Origin of the sequence: Lacrimispora sp. (genome assembly GCF_031982545.1) — a bacterium.
In the GTDB taxonomy this organism is placed as follows: domain Bacteria; phylum Bacillota; class Clostridia; order Lachnospirales; family Lachnospiraceae; genus Lacrimispora.
This window is the reverse complement of record NZ_DALYXB010000013.1, coordinates 148,775-156,685: the sequence shown is the minus strand read 5'-3', so window position 1 is coordinate 156,685 and position 7,911 is coordinate 148,775. Positions and strand designations below refer to the sequence as shown.

Sequence of the window (7,911 nt, the reverse complement as noted above, 5' to 3'; positions counted from 1 at the left end):
AGGGTTTTACATACTGTTCAATCTTCTGTTTTCAAAGTGCTTTTTGTTGTTATCTCTCGATCAGCAACTCATTTATTCTATCATGTTGCCGTTTCTTTGTCAACAACTTTTTTTATTTTTTCAATCGGTTTAAATCGATCGCCTTTGCGGTGTGTTCCGCATCGGAACTATAATATATCATGTCCCCAAAAGATTGTCAAGGGAATTTGTGCCATTTATTCATACAATTTTTTGAGAATTGATTTTACTACTATATATATACGCTTTTACGGAATTTCTCTATATGTTGGGATTGTAATAAAAAACTGCAGGAAAGACTTTTCGTCCTTTTCCCTGCAGATTTGTTTCAATTGCATATATCATAAATACAATTATTCTCTCAGATCAAGCCATGCAATACCCCCAGAACCATCAGGTTCAGCAGATTATGGCTGTAAAGAAACGAAAGCCACTGGCTTGATTCAATCTGCCGGGTAATCATCATGCCCCATTCCGTGCCAGAGAATGCTGTAACTAACAGGCACGCCAGCCAGAGGAACAATAATCCTTCCAGTCCGCCTGCTATTGCACCCGCTAATTTATTAATTCCCGATATAATAGGAAGTCTTGCTATAATATCCAGCCATCGGATTATCAGCTTAGACGCCATATAGACAGCTGCAAACAGCAAAACGAATCCCGCTGAATTAATAATGGTGTCTGCAAGATAGTTTCCTACATAATCAGTAAATGCCTGTACTCCCATCATCTGGTAAATCTCACTGTTGTTATTCTCAATCAGCGCCGATTTGACCGTACGGGGTAAATTCAGATTTTCTATAATGGTTCTCTGTGCAGAAGGCTTATCTGAAATCTCTTCCCCGGAACTCTGTTCCTGAGCAAAACCTGCTGCCTTTATAATATTTTGAGATACTGTCTGCTGAAGAGTGGTGTTCTCTTTTAAATAAGTAGTTACAGCTGGCAGCGATACCCGAACAACAGTCAAAGATAAGATCATTGCGAATATCGATACAACCAGCCGGATAAATCCTCTGTGATGACCGTAAAGAACCATCCCAAGCAAATAAACTCCGGCAATTACCGATAACCAGTTTTCCATATACAGTCTCGTCATAGTTCCATTTCCAATACCAACTTCCTGATGGCGGAGGCTACTCCGTCCTCATCATTGGTTTCCGTTACATAGTCTGCTGCTTCCATCAGTTCTTTGCTACCGTTTTTCATGACAACACCGACACCGGCTTTTACAATCATAGTGAAATCATTCTCTCCGTCACCAATTCCCATCGTTTGACTGGGACTGATTCCGAGATGGGACGAAAGCCTTATGATTGCGTCTCCTTTTGCGGCATCAGGCGCATTGATTTCCAGATTATTAACAATTGATGAGGTGACCAGAATATCATTTCTTTTTTCCAGCTCTGCCCTTAGCTTTGCTCGTTCTTCCATATTACCAAAAAACAAATTGATCTTTTCAACAGGTTTCCTGGCATTCTCTACGAACTCTATAATATTCGGGCAAACGTCACGGGTGTTTCGTACCAGTTCCTGCAACTCAGAAGTCAGTGCAAACTCTGATAAATGATCCATGAAGCGTGGTTCTGTGATTCCCCGTCTTTCTATGTACGGATCATACATCACATGATACGGATCCACAAACCGTAAAAGTTCCAATGCGAGATCACAACTTAACAGCCTTGTGTCTATCACCACATTCTCTTTCATGTCCTCAACAACCGCACCATTGGTGGTGATGGCATACCGGATTCCGGGTATCTCTTTTACCTCAGCCGGTATTCCATCAACAGTCCTTCCGGTACATGGAACAATGTGTATTCCTTTGCGAATACAGCTTGTCAAAGCTTCCCGATTTTGGTCAGACAAACATTTCCTGCTGTTTAACAGAGTTCCGTCCAGATCAATTGCAATGAGTTTAATATCCACGTTTTATCTCCATTTAATAAATAAAATGTTCCTCTTTTAATATAAGCAATCCGTCTTTATCGTATTTTGTAGAAAACAGACCTTTGATCCGCCTTCCCACTGTTGGCTTTTCAGCCCGGTCTGCAGCTTCTTCAATCAGTCCTTCTGCATTTGCTCTGTTTAAAGGAACGCCGTCTTCCTCCATGATTTCAATTCTCTCGTAGAGGGCAAGCATACTTTTTCCAGTAATATTACAGTCAATTTCGTTGGCATACCGGCAGGCATACTGTGCAAATTCGTCGATATCCATCTCCTCGCCAGAATACTCAGGCTGGCTTTGCTGTCTGAAGGAGGGCTCGTCCACCGGTTCGTATGCAGACTCCTCATAATAATCACCCTCTTCGTGATTCTGCTCCTCATTATACTCATCATATTGATCGTACTCAGCGGATTCAGCGTAATGGTATTCCTGACTCTGCTGGTATTCCACAGCATTGTTTTGCATTACCGGTTCGTGCTGATCTCTCTCTCTCTCCTGTACAACCCGGGGATTTCTCTGAGCAGACACCGGTTCGGATTCAGGAAGCGGAACTTCCTCTCCGCTGCCAATGCATTCGAATTTACTGGCCAGAACCGGATGATCCTGATGCAGCGTTTCCATCTGCTTTGGATTATCGATTAAAACAACGATCATTCCGCTGGCATCTCTTTCCATGAGCTGGTTTAACTCATCAAGAGCTACAGGAGTTAAGTCTCCGGCTTCTTCTATTACTAAATCTTTTCCAGAAAGCTTATCTGCAGAAGCAAATACTCCCCGCGCTGAAAGTTTGGATCCTGAAATCTTGGCAACAGGATTATTCACACCGCTTTCCCTGTGGATCTGCTTTAATGCTTCTACTGCCATCTGAAGTCCTTTTTCAGGAGTTCTGGCTTCGATCATAAGATGATTGCGTACAGGCTCTTCAATAACCGCCTCTTCTTCTTCATACAGATCCTCAAAAGCAAACTCTTCCCCTTCTTCCTGCTGCGGGAAATGATATCCGCTTCCGTCTTCCTCCGGATATGCTTCTTCTTCTGCCTCATAATAGTTAGAATACTGCTCTTCCTCATTCTCAAAGCTTTCTTCCTGAGGGAGATCATAGACTTCATCTTCCTCTGCAGTAGCAGCTGACTGGATACCGTAAATCTTCTGATCAAATTCCTGAGGCTCTTCCTCTTCAATAACGGGTTCGGAATATGTTTCCATTTCTTCCTCTTCCGGTACATAATCTTCCACTGTTCTAGGGAATATGGAAATGTTGCGCCCTACTCTGCGGATATCTTCCAGCACTCTGGTATGCTCTGCAGCCGGTTCTTCTTCAACCACCGGATCTTTGTAAGTAATTCTGGACATCTCTCTCGCAAGAGACTCCTGGACTTCAGCTTCCTGCATGCTGGCTTCGTAATCCTCTTCCACTGATTCCTCATATACCATGTTGGAATACTGGCTGATCTCCGGTTCTTCCTGATAATAATCAATCTCCGGTTCCAGCTGTACACTTACTTTTTTACCGGTGCCATACTCCTGCTCTACTGCACGAAGTCTGGCTTCGTATTTGTCTCTGTTTTCTATGAGATCCATCTGGTAATTTGTCAGAGGGGCATACTGAACTTTTAAGTCCATTGCCTTTTCCACATATTTTCCAAGTCCGAACATCAGCATAATACGGTCACAGGTCTCTACACAGCGTTCCGCCATTCCGGCAAGGCTGTAAAGTTCTGCCAGTTCGTAAAGCCATTTTTCATCAAGCTCCACACTGGTGTAGGATTCAAGAGAATGAATGAGCTGCTGAGCCGGTGCTCCTTTTGCCTTTAAAATCATATAGCGGAGAAGCTGCTGCCTGGGATCCTCCGAAGCCAGATCTCCAAATTCCTTATAATAGCTTTCTGCTTCTTCGATATTGCCTTCTTTGATGGCCAGCTCTGCCAATTTATAGAGAAGCCTTTTTCCAATAGGTGCCCGCTCAAATGCCTGTAAAAGGATCTCCTTTGCCTCCTGATAATCCTCATTTTTCTCGTATACCATGGCTACCATGGAAAGCAAATTGGTGTTGCGGACTCTTCTCCAGTCGATTGTGTCGGCGATCTTCATAGCCGTCTCATAGTCGTTTTTACCGACCAGTTTTTTAATTTGTTCAACTTTTATATTAAACTCGTACTTATCCATTCTTTGCATCTCCTAACAAGGCAAATGAGTTACAGTTCGACTCTGCCCTCCAGAGCCCGTAACAATGTCACCTCATCTATGTACTCTAAGTCTCCGCCAACGGGAACACCGCTGGCTATGCGGGTAACCCTGATTCCTGTAGGTTTGATCAGCTTACTGATGTACATGGCTGTTGTCTCACCTTCCAGACTGGAGTTTGTGGCTATGATCACTTCTTCCACATCTCCCTGCAGCCTCTGCATTAATTCTTTCAGCTTAATATCTCCAGGTCCGATTCCCAGCATAGGGGATATGGCTCCATGGAGCACATGGTAAACGCCTTCAAACTTTCCGGTTTTTTCATAGGCAGCTAAATCTCTGGTATCTTCCACCACCATAATAACCTTATGATTGCGTTTCTCACTCTTGCAAATAGGGCAGCGCTCCTGATCCGTCAAGGTAAAACACTCTTTGCAGTAATGCACGTTACGTTTCGCTTCTGTTATGGATGAGGCTAGGCCTGTTACCTGCTCCTCCGGCATATTAATAATATGAAATGCCAGACGCTGTGCCGATTTGCTGCCAATACCGGGGAGCTTTGAAAGCTCTTCAATTAATCTGGTTATCTGACTGCTGTAATAGTCCATAATTAGAACGGAAATCCTCCGCCTAGTCCACCCATTCCACCGGTTAATTTAGACATAGCGGAACTGCTGTCTTCTTCCATCTGGCGGAATGCTTCATTAGTAGCCGCCATAATTAAATCTTCCAGCATCTCAATGTCATCGGGATCAACCACTTCCTGGGATAATTTTACGGAAGTTACCTCTTTCTTGCCTGAAACTGTTACGGTAACCGCTCCGCCGCCTGCTGTCGCTTTATATTCCTTCTCTTCCAGAGATTTTGTCGTCTCTTCCATCTGACGCTGCATCTTCTGTGCCTGCTTCATTAAATTGTTCATATTGCCAGGCATAGCGCCTGGAAAACCGCCACGTTTTGCCATGGTGTATATCCTCCTATATTTTCATTATCATTTTATTCTTCTATTGTTATGTCCATTAAAATATTGGCTTTCAATTCTTCGTCGCTGACGTAAATAGTATCCATACGCTCGCCTCCGCCCCTGAGCCTTGTCTGAAAGGCAATGGATTTTTTATAATGATCCTCCACATACCGTTCAATATCCGCAATGGTGGTTTCTCTGCTTCCAATCATATAATTGCTCTGATCGGAAAAGACCACACAAAGCCGGCTCTCACCAGCGGGTTCCACTACGGTCTCCCGAAAACTGGCCCGTATGGGACCACCCAGTTCCCGTATAATTTTTCCCCAATCACTTCGGATTAAGTTTAAATCCTCTAACTGGCCCTGGGGAAGTGCAACTCTCTGGGCCGGAGTCAGTGCCTCTGCCTCACCTGCACTTAAGCTGGCTTCAGCAGTTACAGACGCTTCTCCTTTTTGCAGAAATGTTCCGCTCTCCAGTTGTTTTTCAATGCCTTTGATGCGCTGCAGAATCGAATCATAGTTCTGCTCCATCTGAGGGCGGGTCAGCTTAATCAGTGCAACTTCTATCAGAACACGCTTTTGTGAAGCGTAGCGCAGCTGATTAGATAAATCTGAGAACACACGAATATACCGGAGAAGTGTCTCAGGATCCGCAAGATTACTGTCTTCTCTTAACAGATTCTGGTTCTCCGTCGACATATCCATAAGATTCTCTCCGTCATCCACGGATTTTATAATCAGAAGATTTCTTAAATACCAGATAAAATCAACTACGAACTGTCCTAACTCTCTTCCCTGGATCACCATATCTTCCAGGCATGCGATGCAGTCTTTGGTTTGGTTTTGTGCAACGGCCCGAAACAGCCTTCCGAATACTGTGATATCCACTGCTCCAAGCACATCAAGTACGTTATCATAGGTAAGAAGTTCTCCGTAGTGGAAGGCAATGCACTGATCTAACAGACTTAAAGCATCTCTTAACGCTCCGTCTGCCGATTTGGCAATGTAAGTCAGCGCCTTCTCCTCTACCTGGATCTGTTCTGCTTGTGTAAGTTCTTTGAGATGTTCAGCAATAGTCTCAACTGTGATGCGTTTAAAATCATAACGCTGACATCTGGATAATACTGTGACCGGAATCTTGTGCACTTCTGTTGTCGCCAGAATAAATATAACATATGAGGGTGGTTCTTCCAGGGTTTTTAATAATGCGTTAAATGCTCCTGTTGAAAGCATATGAACCTCATCGATAATATAAACCCGGTATTTTCCTTCTGTAGGGGGATACTGAACCTGCTCTCTGATCTCCCGGATATTCTCCACACCATTGTTTGATGCCGCATCAATCTCGACAACGTTTAATGAAGCACCTGCTGCAATATTTCTGCAGGTACGGCACTCTCCACAGGGGCTGCCATCTGCAGGCTGTTCACAATTGACTGCTTTTGCGAAAATCTTTGCGATACTGGTCTTACCGGTTCCCCGGGTTCCGCAGAACAGATATGCATGCCCGATACGCTGGGATATAATCTGGTTTTTAAGTGTTTGCACAATATGGTCCTGTCCCTTTACATCTGTAAAGGATGTAGGGCGCCATTTCCGATATAATGCCGTATATGACATGCCTGTTACTCCTTATTTGTCGCCGAAGCTGATTCCGATCATCTTGGCTTCCTTAACGATGGAACATTCCGGATCGACGGTTTTTAATTTACCGGCTACCTCAGCTAAGGGTGCCTTAACAATTTCATTGTTGCTAACTGCCACCATGTAGCCATATTCCCTGTTTTTTATCAGTTTTGCTGCCTCTGCCCCGAGGCGGGTGGAAATCACTCTGTCATATGGACATGGTTCTCCGCCCCTCTGCATATGACCTGGAACGGTAACCCTGACTTCTTGTCCGGTCCGTTCCGTGATCTGGGCTCCGATCTCATAAGCCATAGAAGGGTAAATCACGCCATTCTTCTTTTTTTCTTTCAGTTCTTTTTTCGTCAGGACCGAGTTCTCTTTGGAAATCGCGCCTTCTGCAACAGCAATAATAGAAAACTTCTTGCCTTCTCTGGTTCTGCTCTTTAACGCTTCTATAATTACATTCAGATCATATGGAATTTCCGGAACCAGAATAATATCAGCCCCACCGGCGATCCCCGCATAGAGCGTCAGCCAGCCTACCTTATGACCCATAACTTCGACAATAAAGACTCGTCCATGGGAAGCAGCCGTTGTATGGATGCAGTCAATGGCATTGGTTGCCACATTAACCGCGCTTTGAAAACCAAAGGTGATATCAGTTCCCCACAAATCATTATCAATGGTCTTAGGCAGCGATACAACGTTTAAGCCTTCCTCCCTAAGGAGATTGGCCGTCTTCTGGCTGCCGTTGCCCCCAAGGACAACCAGGCATTCCAGCTTTAAGTTTTTATAGGTGTGCTTCATCGCTTCTACCTTATCGAGACCGTTCCCGTCCGGTATCCGCATCAGTTTAAACGGCTGTCTGGAGGTCCCAAGAATGGTTCCCCCTTTTGTCAGGATTCCAGAAAACTCTTCCGGCTTCATCACACGGTAATTCGCATAAATAAGACCTTTATAACCGTCTTCAAATCCTACAATCTCAATATCATCAAACAGCCGGTACAATGCTTTGGCAACGCCCCGCATGGTAGCATTTAAGCTTTGGCAGTCACCGCCGCTTGTAAGAATTCCAATTCTTATCATAAAAGCACACCTCTTCTTTGATTAGATTTGTTATTTGGAAATAGGTACTATTATACCCATTTTATTCTCAATTATAATACAAAGGG

General features: G+C 44.1%; 7 protein-coding genes. All 7 read right to left on the bottom strand.

Going from position 1 to position 7,911, the window contains the following annotated elements; all coding sequences use genetic code 11:
- Window positions 1-379 precede the first annotated feature (379 nt).
- From ABS301_RS20595 to ABS301_RS20565, 7 genes are read right to left on the bottom strand one after another with little or no spacing between them, the layout of a single operon-like run.
- Window positions 380-1,114, bottom strand: a complete 735-nt coding sequence (locus tag ABS301_RS20595) for a CvpA family protein (RefSeq protein ID WP_349673985.1) — start codon at window positions 1,112-1,114, stop codon at window positions 380-382.
- Window positions 1,111-1,944 (bottom strand): Cof-type HAD-IIB family hydrolase, encoded by an 834-nt coding sequence (locus tag ABS301_RS20590; protein ID WP_349673984.1) that lies wholly within the window; start codon window positions 1,942-1,944, stop codon window positions 1,111-1,113. Before ABS301_RS20590 ends, ABS301_RS20595 begins: the two co-directional genes overlap by 4 nt.
- A 13-nt stretch (window positions 1,945-1,957) precedes the next feature.
- Window positions 1,958-4,129: a tetratricopeptide repeat protein gene (locus tag ABS301_RS20585; protein ID WP_349673983.1), complete on the bottom strand. Its 2,172-nt coding sequence runs from the start codon at window positions 4,127-4,129 to the stop codon at window positions 1,958-1,960.
- A gap of 29 nt (window positions 4,130-4,158) precedes the next feature.
- On the bottom strand, window positions 4,159-4,755 hold the full coding sequence (recR, locus tag ABS301_RS20580) for a recombination mediator RecR (RefSeq protein ID WP_097006959.1): 597 nt from the start codon (window positions 4,753-4,755) through the stop codon (window positions 4,159-4,161).
- Between the two features lie 2 nt (window positions 4,756-4,757).
- Window positions 4,758-5,111 (bottom strand): YbaB/EbfC family nucleoid-associated protein, encoded by a 354-nt coding sequence (locus ABS301_RS20575; protein ID WP_349667647.1) that lies wholly within the window; start codon window positions 5,109-5,111, stop codon window positions 4,758-4,760.
- Between the two features lie 32 nt (window positions 5,112-5,143).
- A complete protein-coding gene (gene dnaX / locus ABS301_RS20570) occupies window positions 5,144-6,733 on the bottom strand; it encodes a DNA polymerase III subunit gamma/tau (RefSeq protein WP_349673982.1) in 1,590 nt (529 codons plus the stop codon).
- Window positions 6,734-6,745: 12 nt separating this feature from the next.
- A complete protein-coding gene (locus tag ABS301_RS20565) occupies window positions 6,746-7,825 on the bottom strand; it encodes a 6-phosphofructokinase (protein ID WP_349673981.1) in 1,080 nt (359 codons plus the stop codon).
- Between the last annotated feature and the right edge of the window lie 86 nt (window positions 7,826-7,911).

What these genes read in the sequence shown, in the direction of transcription:
- ABS301_RS20595 (WP_349673985.1), bottom strand. Translation starts at nt 1,114, where the DNA reads ATGACGAGACTGTATATGGAAAACTGGTTATCGGTAATTGCCGGAGTT.
- ABS301_RS20585 (WP_349673983.1), bottom strand. Translation starts at nt 4,129, where the DNA reads ATGGATAAGTACGAGTTTAATATAAAAGTTGAACAAATTAAAAAACTG.
- recR (WP_097006959.1), bottom strand. Translation starts at nt 4,755, where the DNA reads ATGGACTATTACAGCAGTCAGATAACCAGATTAATTGAAGAGCTTTCA.
- ABS301_RS20575 (WP_349667647.1), bottom strand. Translation starts at nt 5,111, where the DNA reads ATGGCAAAACGTGGCGGTTTTCCAGGCGCTATGCCTGGCAATATGAAC.
- dnaX (WP_349673982.1), bottom strand. Translation starts at nt 6,733, where the DNA reads ATGTCATATACGGCATTATATCGGAAATGGCGCCCTACATCCTTTACA.
- ABS301_RS20565 (WP_349673981.1), bottom strand. Translation starts at nt 7,825, where the DNA reads ATGATAAGAATTGGAATTCTTACAAGCGGCGGTGACTGCCAAAGCTTA.